Source organism: Saccharothrix sp. HUAS TT1, from assembly GCF_040744945.1.
Lineage (GTDB): Bacteria > Actinomycetota > Actinomycetes > Mycobacteriales > Pseudonocardiaceae > Actinosynnema.
In genome coordinates this window covers 7,225,427-7,244,429 of sequence record NZ_CP160453.1, presented here as the reverse complement: position 1 = coordinate 7,244,429, position 19,003 = coordinate 7,225,427, and the positions used below count along the sequence as shown (strand labels likewise).

The following is a 19,003-nucleotide window of genomic DNA, read 5'->3' as shown; positions in this document are numbered from 1 at the left end:
CGTTCACCGCCGAATTGCACGTGAGCGTCGCGGCGGCTTGTGCCGCGTGCGTCGGCGCGACCATGACGGCTGACGCGACGGCACCCGCTAAGACGGTGGTGAGCAGTCTTCTTCGCAGGCTCGCGCCGACCGATGCCATGTGGTCCCCCCGGTTCATCGCTGTCCATGCGGACGGTCAACGACTGTAGACACTGGTGGGACGGTTGTCAGTGCTTTGGCCCGACACCCGCCGAGTGGCGGTGTGCCCCGTCGCTCCGGGTACCCGTTATCGGCCATACGGTTAGCACGGGAACGGTGGACTACGCCTTTTGGGTCGACTCCTTGCCTTGTCGCACCGCGTATGCAAGTTTCGGACGGATGTGACCACGGGGGTGGTCGCGTATCGCTATTTCGATCCGGGGGAATGCGCAATGGTGGCCTGGAGTGCTCGGCGTGCCCGCTTATTCCCGGTCGCACCGTCAGGTACCCGGCTCACGGTCGCGGTCGCCGTGGTGCTGGTGCTGCTCATCGGCACGGTCCCGCCTGGCGTGGTCGACGCGCTGCCGTGGTTCGGCGCGGCGGGCCGGAGCGGTGTCGACGCCGGTGAACCGGCGCCCGGCCAGTCGTGGGGGAGCGCCGCGGGACAGGCCCAGGTGGTCGAGGGCGACACGGTCAACCGCGCGCTGCCCGAGTCCGAATCGGCCAAGTACCCGCAACCGGAGTTCCCCTCCGGGGAGCCGCCGCCCAACGTGGTCCGCGAACTCGGGGTGCCGTCGGGCCTGACCGGTTTCGACCCGGCCGGCAGCCGCGAGGACCCCAGACTGCGTCAAGCCGACTCGCGCACGTTCCGCAACGCCGATGGCACGATGACCACCGAGTTCAGCCAGGCGGCGGTCAACTACCAGCGCCCCGACGGTTCCTGGCACCCGATCGACACCACGCTCGTCGCCGACGGGGACGGGTGGCGCAATACCGCGGACCAGGTCGAGACCCGGTTCGTCGCGACGGCGTCGGAATCACCGTTCGTGCGGATGAAGTTGTCCGAGGAGCACGAGCTGGCGTTCGGCCTGGCTGGCACGTCCGCCGCGCCCGCCCGGGTCGAGGGCAGTCGGATCACGTACCCCGGCGTGGCCACGGGTGTGGACCTGCGCTTGGACGTCCTGCCCGGTGGTGTCAAGGAAACGCTCGTGCTGGCCTCACCGGACACACTGCACGCCTGGGTGTTCCCGTTGCGGCTGAAGGGCCTCACCGCCCGGATCGTGGATGGCGAGGTGTCCTTCGTGGACGCCTCGGGTCGCGAGCGGTCGCGGATCCCCGTGGGCTTCATGACCGACAGCCACCCGGAGAACCCGTCCACCTCGCACGGTGTGCGCTACGAACTCGTCGACCACAACGGTGGCCAGGCGTTGAAGATGTCGTTGGACCCGGTGTGGCTGCGCGAGGCCGGCCGCACCTACCCGGTGTTGGTGGACCCGTCGGTGCAGGGCACGTCCGCCAATGCCGCCGTGGTCACCTCCGGCGGGACCCGCACCGGCGGCTCGGAGCTGCTGGTGGGCGACGGCAGCGCGATGTACCTGAAGTTCGACGGGGTGAACCCGGCGCTGGCCGATCACAGGGTCTTCGGCGCGCAGCTCTACCTGACCAGCTTCAGCGCGCCGTCGTGCCGTCCGGAGCCGATCACGGTGCACCCGGTGACCGGCGCCTGGTCCCCGTCGGGATCGGGACACCCGCCGACCGGTGGCTCGATCGCCGGCGCCTCGTTCGCGCACGGCTACGTGGCGCTCGGCCAGTCGCACTCGGCCTGCCCGGTGGCGCCGGACCTGGTCGACCTCGGCACCGCGGGGCGTGACCTGGTGCAGGGCTGGGTGCGCGGCGGCACCAACAACGGCCTGGCGGTGAAAGCCACCCGGAGTTGGAAGAAGTTCACCGGTGTCGGCACCGCGAACCCGCCGCGGCTGTTCGTCACCCACACCCCGTACGACGCCTCCTACCGGATCGAACGGGGTGTGCCGCAACCGCCGGTGCACCGGCAGCAGGACGGCAAGGTGCGCATCGCGGTGACCAACCGCGGCTCGCAGACGTGGACGCCCGCGGCGTACAAGCTGGCCTACCGTGCGTTCACCGCCCAGGGCCGCGCGGTCGACTCACGCGTGTCGGCGGTGCTGCCGCGCGACGTGCCACCCGGCGACACGGTGACGCTCGACGCGACCGTCTATCGCTTCGCCAACCCCGGCGACTACCTGCTCGACTTCAGCATGGTGCACGGCAGCACCTACTTCACCGACGAGCAGATTCCGCCGGCGCGGCTGTCGCTGACGATGTTCGAGCTCCCGCCGGTCGTCAAGGCGCAGTACCCGCCCGCGGGGCACTCCGCGCCGACGCTGACCCCGCAGCTGTGGGCGGACGCCGTCGACATCGACGCGCCCGCGGGCACCGGGGTCCGCTACGAGTTCGAGGTCTGCGGCAGCAACGCCGACGGCACGCCCGCGCTGGGCAGCTGCACGCTCGGACCACGCGTGGCGAGCAAGACGTGGACCGTCCCGAAGGGACGGTTGCAGTGGAGCGAGACCTACCACTGGCGGGCGTTCGCGATCGATCCGAGCGGCGCCCGCAGCGAGGCGTTGCCGTTCAGCGCGCTGCTGACCGCGGTGCCGCAGCCGGAGATCACCTCGCACCTGGGTGGCGCGCCCTACAGTGCGGGTGACCTGGACTTCGACCCGCAGGTGGGCAACTACACGACCGCCGCGATCGACGCCGTGCTCGGCGTCAGCGGACCGGAGCTGAACGTCGCGCGGACCTACAATAGCCTCGACCCTCGCAAGATCAACCTGTTCGGCGCGGGCTGGTCCACCCGGTACGACATGCGCGTGGTGCCCGACCAGGACGGTTCGGGCAACGTCGTGGTCACCTACCCCGACGGCCAGCAGGTCCGGTTCGGCCGCAACGCCGACGGCACCTTCGACCCGCCGCCGGGCCGGTTCGCCACCTTCTACCAGGACACCACGACCACCGCCCGCAACTACGTGCTGGTGGACAAGGCCAACACCGTCTACACCTTCCGCGAGTTCGACGGCCGACTCATCACGATCCACGACAACGCCGGTCGCATGCTGGAACTGGACTACGGCCTCAACGGTCAGATCAAGCGCGCCATCAGCCGCGCGAGCGCCAACCGGACGCTCTACTTCACCTGGACCGGCAACCACGTCACCCAAGTCCGCACCGACCCACCGGCGACCGGCGGCACACCGTTCACATGGACCTACAAGTACCTCGGTGACCGGCTGACGGAGGTCTGCGACCCCAAGGGCGGCTGCACCAAGTACGACTACGACAACGGCTCCCACTACCGCACCGCCGTGCTGGACTCCCGCCCCGACTCGTACTGGCGACTCGGCGAGCCCGCTGGCTCGGCCGACGCGGTCAGCCAGGTCGCTACGAACCTCGCCAAGGACTGGGGCGCGCACCGCAGTACCACGCCCGGTGCGCCCGGCCCGCTGGACGGCAGCCCGGACACCGCGACCACGTTCAACGGCAGCAGCTCGTACGTGGCCCTGCCCGACGGTGCGATCAAGAAGTCCCGTGACCTGTCCGTGGAGCTGTGGTTCAAGACCACCACCGGTGGACCGTTGATCGGCTTCCAGACCGCCCCGTTCGACCGCGCCCAGAACGGCGCCATCCCCGTGCTGTACGTCGACCGCGACGGCAAGCTGCGCGGCCAGTTCTGGCACGGCCGCGTCGCCCCGATCACCACCACGGGCAGGGTCAACGACGGTCAGTGGCACCACGTGGTGCTGTCCGGCTCGCTGGCCACCCAGACCCTGTACCTGGACGGCGCCAAGGTCGGCACCACCGACGGAGAGATCGACAACAGCCCGTTCAACCACGGGCAGATCGGCGCGGCCCACGCGGTCGGCCCGGCCGCCTGGGAACCGGTCGGCTGGTGGCCCGGCGCGGGCCGCAAGCACTTCGCCGGGGAGATCGACGAGGTCGCGATCTACCAGCACCCGCTGGGCGAGGAAGCGACTCGCGCCCATTACCAGGCGCGTGAGCACTCCGACCAGCTCACGAAGGTCACCATGCCCAGCGGCAGGGTGGCCGCCGAGTTGGCCTACGACACCACCAACGACCGTGTCCGCGACTACACCGACGTCGACGGCGGGCACTGGAAACTGGGTGTGCCGCAGGTCAGCGGCACCGAGAAGCAGGACGCGCAGGGCCGCACGGTCCGCAACCTGGTGCGCACCGTCCAGGTCACCGACCCCGGCGACCGGTCGCACTTCTTCGACTACGACCCCATACGTGGCCGAATCATCCGATTCGTCGCCCCCCTGGGAACCGGTGTGCGGCTGGAGGACCGCCCCGACCCGTCGGTCGTGCCGACCACCCCGTCCACCGCACCACCGTGCACCGACACGACGACGAATCCGGACGGCACACCCACCTACTGCGGCGGCACGGGAGTGAGCAACCCGGACTGGCAGGGCGGCCCGGTGCAGGGCGTCGGCGTGCGTACTTTCGGCTACGACGCCTCCGGGTTCCAGCAGACCATCACCGACGAGAACGGCCACCAGGTCGAGCTGCGCAACGACGCCCGCGGCAACGTGATTTCCCGCAAGACCTGCCGCGAACCGGGCGTGTGCGATACCGAGCACTTCACCTACCACCAGCCCGCGCCGAGCAAGGCCAACGACACCGACCCGCGCATCGACAAGCAGCTCACCGTCCGCGACGGCCGTTCCGCCGGTCCCGCCGACAACCGCTACCTGACCTCGATGGAGTACGACGCGCGCGGCGAGCTGCTCAAGCAGACGATGCCCGACGGCACCACCGTCACCCACGGCTACACCGATGGCACCACCGCCGCGGAAGGCGGCGGCAACGAACCCGCCAGCCTGCTGAAGTGGACCAAGGACGCGCGCGGCAAGCAGACCACCTACAGGTACTTCACCAACGGCGACCTCGCCTCCACCACCGAGCCCGGCCGCACCGACACCGAGGCCGAGGGCCTGGTCACCAAGTACCGCTACGACCTGCTGGGCCGCAGAGTCGCGGAGACCGAGTTCTCAGACACTCACCCCCAGGGCTTGGAGACGAAGTACGGCTACGACGAGCTCAACCGACTCGTCGAGGTCACCGACGCCCCGGTCACCAACGTCGTCGACGCGATCCGGCACACCAGGTTCACCAAGACGACCTACAACGCCGACAGCCTGCCGGAGAAGGTCGAGGTCTCCGACCTCGCCGGCGGTGACTCGACGCGCACCGTCACCTACACCTACGACGACCGCGGTCGGCAGGACTCCGTCACCGACGCCGAGGGCTCCAAGACCAGCTACGCCTACGACGTGTTCGGCAACCGGACCCAAGCGGTCGACGCGCTGGGCACCCGTATCGAGTACGCCTACACCGCCCGCAACATGGTGGCCGAGGTGCGGCTGCGCGGTTGGCACGGCAAACCGGTCTCCGGCGGCCAGGGCACCGGAGAGCATGCCGATCCCGGCACGCTGCTGGTGCTGGAGGCCAACACCTACGACCTCGGCGGCAGGCTCATCCGGCACGTCGACGCCATGGGCCGCAAGACCCTCTACGAATACACGCCCAACGGCCTGGTGTTCCGCGTGCACGCCGAGGTGCCGGTGCCCGGCGGTGCGCCGCGCAAGGTCCTGCTGGAGCAGAACGCTTACGACGGCGCGGGGAACCTCGTCAAGCACACGGGCCCCGGCGGCAGGATCACCCAGTACACGTACGACGCGGTCGGCCGCATCACCGAAGAGCTCGCCGACCCGACCGGCCTGGCCCGCCGGACCGCCTACCGCTACGACGCCAACGGCAACGTCACCCAGATCGCCCGCTCCGGACAGGGCTCCAACACGCCCGGCCTGCAGACCACGGCGAGCTCGGTCGTCGACTACGGGTACGACAACGTCGGCAACCAGACCAGCGAGAGCATCCAGTTCGGGACCACGCCGCTGGCCACCACTCGCCGCTACGACAAGCGCGGCCTGCTCGTCGCCGAGACCGACCCGCGCGGCAACGTCACCGGCGCCAACCCCGCGGCGTTCACCACCGAGTACCGCTACGACGAGAGCGAACGCCAGGTCGCCGTGACGCTGCCCGCCGTGTCGGTGGAAACCGGCGGCGGCACACCGACCACGGCACGTCCCGAAACACTGATCGGGTTCGACACCTTCGGCGACCAGACCGCCGTGAAGGATGAGAACGGCCAGGTCACCCGGCTGTTCTACGACAAGGTCGGCCGCCCGGTCCGCACCGAGAGCCCCGACTACACCCCGCCCGGCGCCTCCCAGGCCATCAAGGGCGCCACCACGACCACCTACGACCCGGCCGGCAACGCCGTCGAGACCACCGACGAACGGGGCGCGATCACCCGGTTGCGCTACGACCAACTCGGCAGGCTCGTCGAACGGCAGGACCCCAAGGCCGACGCCCCGACCGCGGCCGGCGGCGTGTGGCGTTACACCTACACCCACACCGGTGAACAGCTGTCGATCACCGACCCGACCGGAGCGCGCAGCGAGGCGACCTACGACGCGCTCGCCCGCCAGGTCACCAGCACAGTGCTGGAGCGCAAACCCACCGCCGCGGCCCACACGACGACCTTGGAGCACAACGAAGCGGGCGAACTGGTCAAGGCCACCTCGCCGTCGAGTGCCGCGACCACCTTCGGCTACGACACCCTGGGACAACGCACCAGCGCCACCGACCCGGCGGGCGTGGTCATGCAGTACGGCTACGACGGCCTGGGCCGCCCGGTCTTCCAGCGCGACCCGCTCGGCCGCACCGGCTACCTGCGCCTGGACGCCGCCGGGCGGCTCACCGGCTCGTTCAACCTGGACGGGCAGAACGCCATCCAGCGCCGCACCACCTACACCCACGACGCCGCGGGCAACACCCTCACCGGCACCGACCCGCTCAACCACACCACCCGCTACACCTACGACGCGCTGAGCAGGCTCACCCAGCAGGTCGAACCGGTCACCGACACCGAATCGATCACCACCTCGTTCGGCTACGACGCACGCGGCAACCGCACCCGCTACACCGACGGCCGTGGCAACAAGTTCATTACCGCCTACAACGCCTGGTCACTGCCCGAGTCCGTGGTCGAACCGTCCACCGCAGCACACCCGAACGCCACCGACCGCACCTGGACCGCTGTGTACGACACCGCGGGCAACAACACCAAGCTGACCGCCCCCGGCGGGGTGGTGCGCGACCGCGAGTACGACGCGCTGAACCGGTTGAAGAAGGAGACCGGCGCAGGCGCGGAAACCGCGACCGCCGAGCGCGTCCGCGTCTACGACGAACTCGGGCGGGTCAAGGAGATCGACGCGCCGGGTGGGCGCAACGCCTACGACTACAACGACCGCGGCGCCCTGCTGTCGGCCACCGGCCCGTCCGGCACCTCGTCGTATTCCTACGACGCGAACGGCCGCATCACCAGCCGCACCGACGCCGCCGGGACCACCGCGTTCGGATACGACAAGGGCAGGCTCAAGACCGTCACCGACGGCGTCACGGGGGTCGGCCTGACCTACGGCTACAACGAGGCCGGGCAGCTCCGGAGCGTGCAGTACGGCACTGGACGGACGCGCACGTTCGACTACGACCCGCTCGGACGGGAGAAGTCCGACGTCATCAAGGACGTCGGCGGCGTGACGCTGTCGTCGCTGGCCTACGACTACGACAACAACGACCGCCTCACCCGCAAGACCACCTCCGGGTACGCGGGCGCCGGCGACAACAGCTACACCTACGACCACACCAACCGCCTCAAGTCCTGGACGGTCGACGGGCGAACCACCGACTACGCGTGGGACGCGTCCGGCAACCGCACCCGGAACGGCGCGAAGACAGCCACCTACGACGAGCGCAACCGGCTGCTGTCGGATGGCGACTACACCTACAAGTACAGCGCACGCGGCTCGATGCAGTCGAGGACCAGCTCCGGGCTCGAGGAGAAGTTCTCCTTCGACGCCTTCGACCGACTGATCCAAGTGGGTGCCACGACCTACGCCTACGACGGTGCGGACCGACTCGTGACCCGGGGCGCGAAGTCGTTCCGCTACGCGGGTTTCGACATCGACCCGGCGTCTGACGGCGACAGCACGTACGGCCGTGACGCGTCCGGCGAACTGGTCTCCATCGCCTCCGGCGGCGCCAAGCGGTTGACCGTGTCGGACAAGCACGGCGACGTCGTCGGCGGCATGGATCCGACGACCACCACGGGCATGGCCGACTCCGCCGCGTTCGACCCGTTCGGCACCACCACCGCCACCACCGGCACCGCGCGCCAGGTCGGGTTCCAAGGCGACTGGACCGACCCGGACACCGAACAAGTCAACATGGGCGCCCGCTGGTACCAGCCGGGCACCGGCGGGTTCGCCTCACGCGACACCGTCTCGGCCTCGTCCGGCACCTCCACCCTGTTCAACCGCTACACGTACGGCGCGGGCCGACCACTCGACCTGATCGACCCCGACGGCCACTGGCCCAGCTGGAAGAAGATCGGCTCCGTCGCGCTGACGGTCGTCAAGGAAGCCTCACCCGTCGGCGACATCGTCAGATTCGCCCGCGACCCCAGCTTGGGCAACGCCTTGTGGGTCGCATCCAACTTCATCCCCGGCGGCAAACTCCTCAAGGGCGCGAAGTACCTCTACAAGGGCGCCAAGCACCTCGCCAAGCGCGGAGACGACTTCGCAGGCGCGGCCCGCAAGTCCGGTCGACGCGGCGGCTCGGCCGTGCGACGCTCCGGTGACGACGTGGCCTCCAGCGGTCGTCGCGGAAGCAGGTCGGGATCCAACGCCCGCCGTTACGGCGACGAAGCCGCCTCAGGAAGACACCGCTACGGCGACGAGGCGGCAAGCTGGTCACGACGCAATGTAGGCGGCTACTCCTCGACCGCAGCCCGTGAAGCAGCCCAAGCCGCCGCTAAACGAGCCGCAGCCGCTGCCGCAGCAGCCGCTGCGGCAGCCCGCCGTGCCGCGATGGAAGCGGTGACCAGACGCGCCCAGGCCGCGATCGCCGAGGCCGCCAAGAACAACCCGATGCCGGTCCTGCAAGCGGCACTGAAGCCGAAAATCGCCACGAAGGACCTGGTGTCCTCGGCGGCCAACTTGCCAGCGAGCAAGGTCTCCTCCGTCACGGCCAACGTGCAGGACGTCAACAAGGTTTGGGAAACCGTCAAGGCCACTATCGTCAAACCTGGCGTCAACATCATCCAGTCCGTCGGCGAACAGGCCGTCTCCGACTTCACCAACAGCCAGGTACCCGGCCTCGGCGACGTGCTCTCGCTGCTCGGGCCAGGTCGCAAGCGCGGCAACGGCGCCGCCCGCGACGCGGGTGACAACTCGCGCGGCGAGGCCAACGGCAGCTGCCCGATGTCTCTCGACCGCAACAGCTTCTCCGGCGACACCCCGGTCCTGATGGCGGACGGATCACGCAAGCCGATTCGCGACGTGCGCGTCGGCGACTCGGTCCTGGCCACCGACCCGACCACCGGCGAAACCGGTCCGCGAACCGTCACCGACACCCGTTCTCACCAGGCCGAGCGCCTGCTGTACAAGATCTCGATTGCGGTGGACGGCGGCGAAGGTGACATCGTCGCGACCGACGAACACCCGTTCTGGGTCGAGTCGATCCAGAAGTGGGTCGAAGCCGAAGGCCTGAAGCCGGGCTACACCTTTGAAACGGCAGACCACCGCCCGGCCACCGTCACCAGCGCCCGTCCGTTCTCCCCGGACCGCGAGGTCTACAACCTCACGGTCGACGGCCTGCACACGTACTTCGTGGGTGCAGTATCGGTACTGACTCACAACGAGGATACCGAATGCCCGTCTGGACAGGGCGGAATGCGCCTGAGCGATGCGGCGCGAAAGTACTACGACAGGGGCGACTACTCGCGCGCGATCGACCTGATGTACGAGGAGCGGGTTCGTGCGGTGTCCGGGGGCAGGGAAGGCTACATCAACGGACGCCAGTACGACTCCGTCACCGACGAGGCGATCATCGAGGCGAAGCGGTCGATGTCGGCGCTGAACAAGCCGAAGAACTTCCTCTCCAAGAGCACCAGGAAGCAGATCAATGCCCTGGTCGACAATGCGGCGGCAGTCGGCCTGCGTCCGGAGATGTGGTTCAAGTACGGCGTGCACCCTGGTGTGCGGGCGAAGCTGGAAGGCAAGGACATAACGGTCCGGCTGGGATTGGGCGACTGAGTCGATTACCCTGCAAGGCATCGGTCGACATGCGTTAGCTGGGGCATCGGGAGGGGCTGTGTCGCGGTACGCGAACATTCGAGGATTTCTCGACTGTGACTGGGAGGACTTCGCCGTTATCAGGAAGATCGTCGCCGAAGTCGCCGCGCAGCATCGGGACCGTGTCTTCTCGGAGGAAGTTCTCGCCGATTACTGTTCGGGCTGGGTCTTCCAGCCCAAGGTGGTGAACTGGGTGGCGCACGCCTTCTACGGGGGCTCTGTAAAACTCGTGAATGAGGACCTACTGCTCGACCAGTTGCGCGGTATCGCGGCGGCACTGCCCGAGATCGAGGGTGTCTTCTACGTCGACGATGACGAGGGGGAAAAACGTCTTCTGTGGACGGTTCACAACGGCACGGTTGTGGAGTCGTGGCGTCTGTGACGAGCCGTGTTCGGCGGCATGACCGTCGGGCTGTGGAATCGACGGATTCCAAGATCGTCCTCGAAATGTTCACCTCGGGTGTTGCTGGCGTTGGACACCTCGGAGGGTGAGGTCGATGCGAAGGAGGTGGTCGCGGCCCGGCTCGGGGTCTCGGGCGAGACGCTGCGGCTGGTCGCCAAGCGGTTCGTCGACACCGGAGGCGATATGCATGCCAGGATTTCGCGCAAGAAGCGCGTACTGCCGCCGGTGGCCTCGGTGGTGACTAGGGAGGTCGAAGCCCGGTTGATCGCGCTTGTGAGGTGCCAATAGTCGGCTACATGGCCTGACCTGCGGTTAGTACTCCAGCCGCACTTCGTGATCATGTTCTGGTAGCTTGTCGATCTTGTGTTGGTTGATGAGGACATCCAGGCTTGGGTGAGCGGCTTGGACGAGTTGTTCGGGCGGGTGGCAGGACGGTTTCTGCGGGCGGAGCCGCGGCGTCGGGCTCGGGCGTATGTTCGAGGTCTGTTGGCTCCGATCGCGGGCAAGAACGGCTGGACGTTGGCCGAAGTGGCTGGTGAGACGACGCCGGACGGGATGCAGCGGTTGCTCAACGCCGCGACATGGGACGTCGACGGGGTCCGCGACGACGCCCGCGACTATGCCGTGGAGCACCTGGCCGACGGCGATGGCGTGCTGGTGGTGGACGAGACCGGGTTCCTGAAGAAGGGCGACAAGTCGGCCGGGGTGCAGCGGCAGTACTCCGGTACCGCCGGTCGGATCGAGAACTGCCAACTGGGCGTGTTTCTCGCTTACACCACGGGCAAAGGTCGCACGCTGATCGACCGGGAGCTGTACCTGCCCAAGTCCTGGGTCGCCGACCGGGAGCGGTGTCGGGAGGCGGCGGTGCCCGACACCGTGGAGTTCGCGACCAAGCCCGTGCTCGCCCGCGCGATGCTGGCCCGGGCGTTGGACGCCGGTGTGCCGGCCCGTTGGGTGACCGCGGACGAGGCATATGGCGGCGACTCGAAATTCCGGGCCTGGCTTGAAGATCGACGTATCGCCTATGTGGTAGCCGTGCCGAGCAGTCAGACCATTCCCGCCACCGCGGGCGCCACACGCGCCGACCATCTGACCGCCGACGCCCCGGAAGCGGCATGGAAGCGCCGCAGTTGCGGCCAGGGTGCGAAAGGGCCACGTCTGTTCGACTGGGCGGTGGCCTCATTACCCGTCTACGACGACACCACACCTGCCGGGTGGCGACGATGGCTGCTGATCCGCCGCTCCCTGACCGCGAACCGTCGTGGTGAGCACGAACTGGCCTATTACTTGTGTTGCGCCCCAATGGGAACCACCGACGACGACCTGATCCGGGTGGCCGGAGCCCGCTGGGCTGTCGAGGATTGTTTCCAGACCGCCAAAACCGAGGTCGGCCTGGACCAGTACCAGGTCCGCCGTTACGACGCCTGGTACCGCCACATCACCCTCGCGATGCTCGCCCACACCTACCTCGCCGTTACCGCCGCCATCGCCCCAAAAGCCCTGGCAGCGGCCTCATCCCGGTCACCCTCGGCGAGGTCAGGCGTCTCCTGGCACACCTGATCACCACCATCCCCGAGCGTGCCACCACCTGGGCCTGGTCCCACTGGCGCAGGCGCCACCAACACCGCGCCAAACAAGCCCACTACCAGCGAAGACATGCCATATACAACGAAGTGCGGCTGGAGTACTAGTCCGATTGGCGGTTCGGGGTCTTGAGGAGCGTGTAGGAGCGGGCGGTGGGAGCAAAATGGGAGCCGTCGGACGCGTTCAACAGCGTCGAACCGCATTCAACGGCACCCAATAGCCGCGTTTTTCCTGCGCTAATTCTATTCGTGCTGGTAGAGGCTTTATATTGGCTTCATTCACACCGAAGAGGTCACTGGTTCGATCCCAGTATCGCCCACGCAGATCAGGCCCCGTCCAAGTTGAATTGGACGGGGCCTGATCTTTAGATTGTCAGCACCCAGTCAGCGGATGGGCTGACACAGGCCGTCATCGTCGTCATCAAGCGCCTTCAAGATCCTCTCGTGGTCTAGTGTGCGGCGGGTGTAGGGCTGCAATGTGGTCGAGGCGTGCTCGTGTGGGGTGCCAATAGTCGGCTACGCGGTCTGACCTGCGGTTAGGCGGCTGCGTTCGTAGTCGTTGATCAGGCCGGCGAGGACTGGACGGCGATGTATCGACGTGCAGTTCGGCTCTACTGCCGGCCTGTCCGGTCGTGGTGGTGTGAGCTGGAGTGCTCGGTGGGCCGGCGGTGGTTGTAGTGGGCCGCGTAGCGGTTCAGCACCGTCCGCAGGTGGCGTTCGTTGACGATGAGCAGTCGGTCGGTGGCTTCGCGTCTGACGGTGCCGACGAACCGTTCGGCGTAGGTGTTGGCTCGCGGGCATCATGGTGGGATCTTCACGATCTGAATGCCGGTGGCGGAGAAGACCGCGTCGAACGAGGCGGTGAACCGACCGGCCCGGTCGCGGATGAGGAACCGGAAGCTGTCGGCTCGGCCGTCGAGGTCCATGAGCAGGTTGCGGGCTTGTCGGGTGGTCCATGCCCCGTTGGGGGTGGTGGTGCCGAGGATGTGGACGTGGCGGGTGGCGACTTCCATCACGGAGAAGACGTATACGCGTGTGAGGGTGACGGCGCAGTCGACGTGGAAGAAGTCACAGGCCGACATGCTCGTGGCCTGGGCGCGGAGGAACCGCCGCCATGACATGTCGGTGTCACGATGGGGTGCGGGCGGTATTCGCAGGCGCTTGAGCACGCGGTGAATCGTTGAGGCGGCTATCCGGTGGCCGAGCTTGGGCGGTTCGCCCTGGATCCTGCGGTAGCCCCAGCCTGTGTTCTCCCGCGCCATGCGCTCGATCAACGTCATGAGGGTGTCGTTGACCGGCGGTCGGCCGGTGCGGTTCGGACAGGTCCACTTCCGCGCGATCAGGCGTCGATGCCATCGCAGGATGGTTCCCGGTGTCACCAACCGGTGCTCGCGCAGCCATCGGGGGAGTCGGCGAACCAACGCGGCGAGCACCGCACGATCGGCCCACTCCAGCCGCGGACCTGGGTTGGTTCGTCGCAGCACGGCGACCTCGTGCCGCAGTACCAGCAGTTCGACGTCCTTGGCCGCGGAGGACCGGCCGAGCAGGACCAACCAGTCACCGAGCCGGACGAAGATCAGGTACAGCAGTCGTGACGCCACACCTCACGATCATGCCCAGGAGGTCCAGCGTGCGCGATCGTCGCAGCTCAGCATGCCAGTGCAGAGTTCTGGCGCCCCACAGGTGCTGGTGACGTCACGGCATGCAGCCAGTGCTGCGTGTGGGTCGCCGTTCATGCGCGGCAGCACAGCAGCTCGGGACGGTGCACAGGTGCCGAGTGGTAGGCGGGCCAGCACCAAATCGCGGGGCGCTCAGCAGAAAGCCACCCAGGGGTTATTGGGATCCCCGGCCCCCGTAAAGGCTGCGATCTGTCCAGAATCCGTGTGCACGACGCTCATCGCATAGATGCAGGTGCTTCCAGGAGCGTACACCTGCATGCCGAAAGAACTCCCAACGGCAGGGTCGCTCTCGAGGTCCTCATAGAATCCTAACCAGCCGCCTTGACCGTCCGGTTGACTTGATGGGCGTCGGATACCTTTAGTGACCGTGTTCGTACTGCTGGAGGCGTTGATGACGGCGCGAACCCAGTTGGTTCCGCATGAAGGTGAATAGCGCACTTCCATCGTCCCGTATAACGCCTGCGGACTTCTGATCGGCCTGGTTGCGATCGTAATCGCATCCGCCCCGCACCCGGTCGTCAATGGGTTCGTGCTGGTGTACGGGTCGTATGACGCCGCGGAGGCCGGTGCCACCACCGTCATGGCGATACCAATAGAGACCGCTGATACCGTGAGCGTTCTTCTTCCGATCCTGGGCACGATGCTCCTGTCCGGTTGTGTCGCCGTATCCCTACATCGAACGACGTGCCGTCACCGGAGGTAAGAGCCAATCGGGTTGCGCGTAGGACGGCATGGGCCGCCCGACCACCGCGATCCAGCGCAAGTTCGGCGTCGAGCAGTGGCGCACCACCACCTCCTACGGCGGCGACCGCGTCAAGACCACCCCGCCCCTGGGCGGCACCGCTACCACGCTGATCAACGACGCTCAAGGCCGCACGGTCGAGAAGCGCCGGCACACCGCCGGCGTCGACAGCCCCTTCGACACGACGACGTACACCTACAACGCCGCCGGCATGCTCGGCGTGCTGACGGACCCGGCGGGCAACCAGTGGCGCTACACCTATGACCTGCGTGGCCGACTGGTCGCACCGACGACCCCGACACCGGCCACAGCACCGTCACCTACGACGCCGCGAGCCAAATCCTGTCCACCACGCGCAAGAAGTGGTGACCTCCTACCACAACTCGACCAACGGGGTGCTGGAGTCGACCAGTTCGAACCTCGGTGTCTACGTCGGTGCGACCGGCTACTCCAGCTTCGGAGAAGTCCTCCGGCTCACCTGCAACGACCCGGCCCCGAACGCGGCAGGCGACGGGACGTCTGCCTGCCGCAGGTCACGAGTGATCGATGAACATCAGTGGCTGATGCTGTCCACCACCTGCCGGTCGAACTGTTCGGCGAGCCGCCGCTCGCGACCGGCTCCTGGCTCAAACGGTCGGGACGGTCCCACCGTCGATCACGTACTCGGCGCCTACGATTGCCGAGGCGCGGTCGGAGACCAGGAATCCGACCAGGTCCGCGATTTCCGCGGGGTTCGCGAACCGGCCCAGCGGCACTCCGCCGAGTGAGTCGAAGATGGTCTGCTTCGCTTCTTCGCGGGTCAGTCCGTTGCCCTCGGCGATCCGGTCGACGAACTGCTCGTAGGCCTCGGTCTCGATGCCGCCGGGGCTGATCGCGTTGACCCGCACGCCGCGCGGTGCGAGCTCGTTGGCGAGTCCCTTGCTGTACGTGCGCAGAGCGGCCTTCGCCGACGCGTAGGCCAGGGACGCGTCGTGCAGGGGCATTTCACGCTGGATCGAGGTGAAGTGCAGCACCACGCCCGCCCCGACCTCGATCATCGCCGGGAGCAGGGCCCGGTCGAGCCGCACCGCACCGAGGAAGTTGAGGTTCAGCTCGGTGAGCCACTGGTCATCGGTGATGACCGCGAACCCGCCGGCCGGCGTCGACGCGCCCCCGACGACATGCACCAGGATGTCGAGCGCGCCGCCCTCGGCGATACGAGCGACCACCGCGTCGGTGCCCTCGACCGTCGTCGTGTCCGCTTCGATGAACCGGTCCGGGTACTCGTACCCGTCGGGCATCGTCCGGGCCGTCACGTACACGTCGGCCCCCAGCTCCCGGAGCCTCTGCACGACGGCCTTGCCCGCGCCCTTCGAGCCGCCCGTGACCAGTACCCGGCGACCGTCGAGACGATCGCGATCCGAACCAGGCATTTCTCTCTTCTCCTTGATGGTTGGTGTGACGTGGGTTCGGTCAGGCCGTGTGGTTGGCGATGACGAGGTCGGCGATGAGGCCATCGCGCAGCGTGAACCGGTAGTCGAGTTCGGCGACGCCGCCCGGGAAGGTGCCCTCGAGCCGCACGGTCACCACCCAGTGGTTGTCGTCGATTCGGTGAGCGCCGACCTGTTCGGTCGTGTGCTCGAACTCGGATCCGGCGTCCCGCAGGAACGCGTGGGCCTCCTGTCGACCGCTGAAGGTCTCGTCCTGGTCGACGATCACCGCGTCCTCGGTGAGGAACGACGAGGCGGTGTCGGCGTCGTGGACGACGTGGGCGGCGAAGAACTCGCGCACGGTCGCCGGGAGCAGATCGGACGGGAGATCGGTGTGCTGTGTCATGAGCCCAGCGTGTGACCTCACTGCGCGGGAGGGTCAAGCCGTGGACTCTCCCCCTGGGAGAGAGTCCAGAATGTGGGGGTGCTGACCATCGGGGAGTTCTCGCGGCTGACCCACTTGAGCGTGCGGACACTGCGTCGATATCACGAGGCGACCCTGCTGGAACCCGCCGTGGTGGACGAGATCACCGGTTACCGCTACTACGGCGTCGACCAGATCCCTACCGCGCAGGTCATCCACCGGCTCCGCGAACTCGACGTCCCCCTGAGCGATGTACAGCGAATCCTGCGGACCCCCGACCCCGGTGTCCGGGCGGCCCTGGTCGCGGACCACCTGCAACGCCTCGAGGACGTGCTCGACCGCACCCGGGCCGCGGTCGTGTCGCTGCGGCGCCTGCTCCGGCCCGACCCCGCGCCGATCGACGTCGAGTTGCGCGCGCAGTCCGCCCGGACGGTCGCGGCGGTGGAGGCCGTAGTCAGAGGTCGCGACATCGCGACCTGGTACGCAGGCGCGATGGCCGAATTGGAGTCGGCCGTCGGCGCCGCCGCGGCCGGACCGCCGGGCGGCTGTTACGACAACGCCCTTTTCGAGCAGGAGCGCGGTCACGCGCTCGTCTACCTGCCGACCGCTGAGCCACCTCGCACCGGACGCGTGCACCCCGCAACCCTTCCGGCCTCGGAACTGGCCGTCACTACCCACGTCGGCGAGCACGACGGCATCGAGGTCACGTACGGCGCACTCGGGACCTGGGTGGTGGAGAACGCGATGTCGGTGGCCGGGCCGGTGCGGGAGGTCTACGTCGTCGGTCCCCGTGACACACCCGATCCCGCCGCGTGGCGCACCGAGATCGGCTGGCCGGTCTTTCGCGTCACCTGACGCGGTCAGTGCGGAGCGGAGTCTTGGAACAACGAGACAACCGCCTTGATCGCGGAATTACCGCCGAGGTGAGCTTCGAGTCATGTCAAGAGGCCAGTGGCGGCATTTCGTCAGTCGGTTGGTGATCTAGGTACGTGCCGCCGCCCTGGCCGGACTTTGGGGAGGGCGCCAACCTGCGCGGGATCGTTGTGCGCAGGGCCATCCTTTGGGCGGGAGTACCAAGGGATGGAACAGGACTGAGCAGCAGCTTATAGCGGCAGCCTGGTGATCGAGTGTCGATTCGTGCTCCAGCCGCCGCACTGAGTGGCTAGGCGGTGGGCGGAGTGTGGCGGGGCCGTCCACCGCCTACATGCTGCTCCGCGCGCTGGCGCAGCAGTCGCCCTCGCCGGTGTCACCGTCGCTCGTGGAGCCATAGGCGTGCTGGGCGACGGGCCCCGCACGCTCACCCTCGACATCACTCTTGACCAACGGATATCGACACACGGTGGTGCGGGGACATCACCTACATCCGCACCTGGGAAGGGTGGCTCTATCTGGCCACCGTGATCGACATCGCCTCCCGGCGCGTCGTCCGCTGGGCCACCGCCGACCACCTGCGCACCGACCTCGTCACCCAAGCCCTGGACAACGCAGTGCGCCAACGACGCCCCGAGCCCGGAGTGATCTTCCACGTCGACAGGGGCTGTCAACGCACATCCGACCGGCTCGCCACCCTCGCCGCCGACCTGGGCATCCGATTGTCGGTCGGCCGCAAGGGCCAACGCGTGGACAACGCCGTCACCGAGTCGTTCTTCGCCACCATCAAGACCGAACTGCTCGACCGGCAGCCCTGGCCCACCAGGACCAGGGCACACAAAGCGACCTTCGAACACATCGAAGGCTGGTACAACACCCGTCGCCTGCACTCCAGCCTCGGCTACCTCAGCCCCGCCGCCTACGAAGCCACCCGACACCATCCGGTGGAGCGAGTAGCCTGACCACACTCATCGACCCTGTTCGTCAAACGGGTCAATCCCATGCGGGTGACGGCTCGGACTAGTCGCGGTGCGCGTGGTTCCGGTGTCCGACTGCGCGTATCCACAGTTGAGCTGCTGACGTGCGCGGGACAGGCGATAGTCGGGCGCGTTCGCGCTGGGTGAACCGGAGGTGCCTCAACGGGCGCGGTCTTTCCGCGCCGTGTCCCGCCGGAAGGACCGGGGGCGACGGAGGGATGCCGTGGTGGCCAGGGTTGTTCGGGTTGTGCCGGAGAGGTTTCTGCTGTTCACCTGATGTCCGATCGTTCGGCATCTCCTCCTCGGTCGCATCGGTCTGGTAGGTCGGGTCCCTCGGGGACGGGTAATGTTGCCGTGGACTGTCCATCCGCGGCGAGCGGATCGCTGTGTAGCTGGTTCGTTGCGCTTCGGCTATGGTGGTGGAAATGTTCCTCCTCGGAGGGATCAGCCTGTTCGGCATCTTTCTCCGCCTTTTGGCGTGTCGATGTTTCGGACTTGTCCACCGGTGATCCGAACTCGTGCGGTGCGGAGGGGGTGCGTTCTGTCCATCACTGTTCGGTGACACTGCCTTGGGTTGCTCAGTTGATTTCCGTGTGGGGGACTCGTGTCGAGGGTTTTTCCGCTGTTCTTTGGCTCGTTCCGCGGGATGTCGGTTTCTGT

At 67.6% G+C, this 19,003-nt stretch carries 10 protein-coding genes and 2 pseudogenes; 7 read left to right on the top strand and 5 right to left on the bottom strand.

Going from position 1 to position 19,003, the window contains the following annotated elements; translation table 11 throughout:
* The first annotated feature begins 371 nt into the window (after positions 1 to 371).
* The 4 genes and pseudogenes from AB0F89_RS31780 to AB0F89_RS31765 all read left to right on the top strand — a co-directional run bounded on the left by AB0F89_RS31780 (position 372) and on the right by AB0F89_RS31765 (position 12,350).
* Positions 372 to 10,217 carry a restriction endonuclease fold toxin gene (locus AB0F89_RS31780; RefSeq protein WP_367129345.1) on the top strand — a complete coding sequence of 3,282 codons (9,846 nt, stop codon included), beginning with the start codon at positions 372 to 374 and terminating at the stop codon, positions 10,215 to 10,217.
* A 58-nt stretch (positions 10,218 to 10,275) separates the two neighbouring features.
* Positions 10,276 to 10,638: a hypothetical protein gene (locus AB0F89_RS31775; RefSeq protein ID WP_367129344.1), complete on the top strand. Its 363-nt coding sequence runs from the start codon at positions 10,276 to 10,278 to the stop codon at positions 10,636 to 10,638.
* Positions 10,639 to 10,716: 78 nt separating this feature from the next.
* A complete protein-coding gene (locus AB0F89_RS31770; RefSeq protein ID WP_367129343.1) occupies positions 10,717 to 10,947 on the top strand; it encodes a hypothetical protein in 231 nt (76 codons plus the stop codon).
* 93 nt (positions 10,948 to 11,040) lie between these two features.
* A pseudogene (locus AB0F89_RS31765) lies at positions 11,041 to 12,350 on the top strand (IS701 family transposase).
* A 503-nt stretch (positions 12,351 to 12,853) separates the two neighbouring features.
* Here AB0F89_RS31765 and AB0F89_RS31760 read toward each other — a convergent pair.
* The 3 genes and pseudogenes from AB0F89_RS31760 to AB0F89_RS31750 form a co-directional block, all read right to left on the bottom strand.
* A pseudogene (locus tag AB0F89_RS31760) lies at positions 12,854 to 12,979 on the bottom strand (integrase); the annotation flags it as partial.
* Positions 12,980 to 13,042: 63 nt separating this feature from the next.
* Positions 13,043 to 13,843, bottom strand: a complete 801-nt coding sequence (locus AB0F89_RS31755) for a transposase (RefSeq protein ID WP_367129342.1) — start codon at positions 13,841 to 13,843, stop codon at positions 13,043 to 13,045.
* Between the two features lie 210 nt (positions 13,844 to 14,053).
* Positions 14,054 to 14,503, bottom strand: coding sequence for a DUF2690 domain-containing protein (locus AB0F89_RS31750; RefSeq protein ID WP_367139067.1), 450 nt, complete (start codon positions 14,501 to 14,503; stop codon positions 14,054 to 14,056).
* Positions 14,504 to 14,652: 149 nt separating this feature from the next.
* Between AB0F89_RS31750 and AB0F89_RS31745 the strand changes: the two genes are divergently transcribed.
* The gene (locus AB0F89_RS31745; protein ID WP_367129341.1) at positions 14,653 to 15,213 is read left to right on the top strand and encodes an RHS repeat domain-containing protein; all 561 of its coding nucleotides are present in this window, start codon (positions 14,653 to 14,655) and stop codon (positions 15,211 to 15,213) included.
* Positions 15,214 to 15,289: 76 nt separating this feature from the next.
* Here AB0F89_RS31745 and AB0F89_RS31740 read toward each other — a convergent pair whose 3' ends face one another.
* Both AB0F89_RS31740 and AB0F89_RS31735 read right to left on the bottom strand, forming a co-directional pair.
* A complete protein-coding gene (locus tag AB0F89_RS31740) occupies positions 15,290 to 16,159 on the bottom strand; it encodes an SDR family oxidoreductase (protein ID WP_367129340.1) in 870 nt (289 codons plus the stop codon).
* The gene (locus tag AB0F89_RS31735) at positions 16,116 to 16,478 is read right to left on the bottom strand and encodes a nuclear transport factor 2 family protein (RefSeq protein ID WP_367129339.1); all 363 of its coding nucleotides are present in this window, start codon (positions 16,476 to 16,478) and stop codon (positions 16,116 to 16,118) included. The genes AB0F89_RS31740 and AB0F89_RS31735 overlap by 44 nt, the downstream gene beginning before the upstream one ends.
* Positions 16,479 to 16,556: 78 nt before the next feature.
* Here AB0F89_RS31735 and AB0F89_RS31730 point away from each other — a divergent pair, with 78 nt between their 5' ends.
* Together AB0F89_RS31730 and AB0F89_RS31725 are read left to right on the top strand one after the other, a co-directional pair.
* Positions 16,557 to 17,351, top strand: coding sequence for a MerR family transcriptional regulator (locus AB0F89_RS31730; protein WP_367129338.1), 795 nt, complete (start codon positions 16,557 to 16,559; stop codon positions 17,349 to 17,351).
* A gap of 473 nt (positions 17,352 to 17,824) precedes the next feature.
* Positions 17,825 to 18,328, top strand: coding sequence for an IS3 family transposase (locus AB0F89_RS31725; RefSeq protein WP_367139065.1), 504 nt, complete (start codon positions 17,825 to 17,827; stop codon positions 18,326 to 18,328).
* Positions 18,329 to 19,003 lie beyond the last annotated feature (675 nt).